Source organism: Fibrobacter sp. UWP2 (genome assembly GCF_900141705.1).
Taxonomy (GTDB): domain Bacteria; phylum Fibrobacterota; class Fibrobacteria; order Fibrobacterales; family Fibrobacteraceae; genus Fibrobacter.
Window position 1 is genome coordinate 1 of sequence record NZ_FQYM01000072.1, and the last position, 1,029, is coordinate 1,029.

The 1,029-nt window shown below is 53.4% G+C and carries 1 protein-coding gene; it reads left to right on the forward strand.

Annotation, left to right across the window (positions count from 1 at the left end):
- Positions 1 to 137 precede the first annotated feature (137 nt).
- Complete coding sequence (locus tag BUB55_RS13760; RefSeq protein ID WP_143153095.1) at positions 138 to 935, forward strand: lamin tail domain-containing protein; 798 nt, start codon at positions 138 to 140, stop codon at positions 933 to 935.
- Positions 936 to 1,029: the final 94 nt, after the last annotated feature.

Genomic DNA, 1,029 nt, shown 5'->3' on the forward strand with positions numbered 1-1,029 from the left:
GAAAAGAGCATGAAACTACTTGACAATGAAGCGCTAATAGCCTAGATTTACACCAGTTGGAGACCTGGATTTTCAACTAAAAAAGGGACAAATTCATGCTGTATTGCAATCGTCGTTTTTTTCCACTTGTAGTGGTCATGTTCGCTGCGCTTTGCGTTGCGCTGTTTTCGGGCTGTTCAGAAGACGCTCCGTCGACAACGAGCATGGAACCCGTAAACGAGAATTCAGGATCTTCGCTTTTGCCGTTCGTGGGTGGCGCCCCGGTGGTGTTTACCGAGGTGGATCCGGTCAATCTCACGTACAAGGACCACGAAGGCGGCGACGACGGGTGGGTCGAAGTTTTCAATCCGGCCGACACAGCGGTGAACCTCGCGGGGCTCGCCTTGACCGATGCGCAGACGGAACCGCAAAAATGGGTGCTTGGGAACGTGGTCGTCCCTCCGCAATCCTTTATGCTGGTGTTTCTCTCGGGGAAAAATTTGCCCGACTTTGTGCCTCCGCACGATACGCTCAATATGATGGGCCCTGGATGCTGGACGTGGACTGACGCGCAAAATGAGGATGTGGCCGGCTTTAGTTATGCAAATCCGCTGGAGGGGCGCTCCCGCAACTGCTTCAAGGCGGACGGCGTCTCGCATGTGGGAGCCGTGATGAAGTTCGGCGATAACGAAGAGTTGGGCTGGTCCTCGATTTCTGTTTTTGTGGGGACTGGTTCCACGGACCCGACGGACGTACTGGACATGAGCGCCGCCAACGAACTTTTGCTGACCGGTTTCATTTCCAAGGACCGCGTCCTTTCGCTGCGGTTGGCGCAGCCCGACATAGACGACTGGAAAGGTTATGAGATCACCTTCATGGGCACGGGCGACTCGACGACGACCTACCGTGCTATGCTCCCGACGGGGACGACTTTCCCTGACCTTGCGAATATTTAGAATTTGTCCCTTTTTTAGTTGAAAATCCAGGTCTCCAACTGGTGTAAATCTAGGCTATTAGCGCTTCATTGTCAAGTAGTTTCATGCTCTTTTC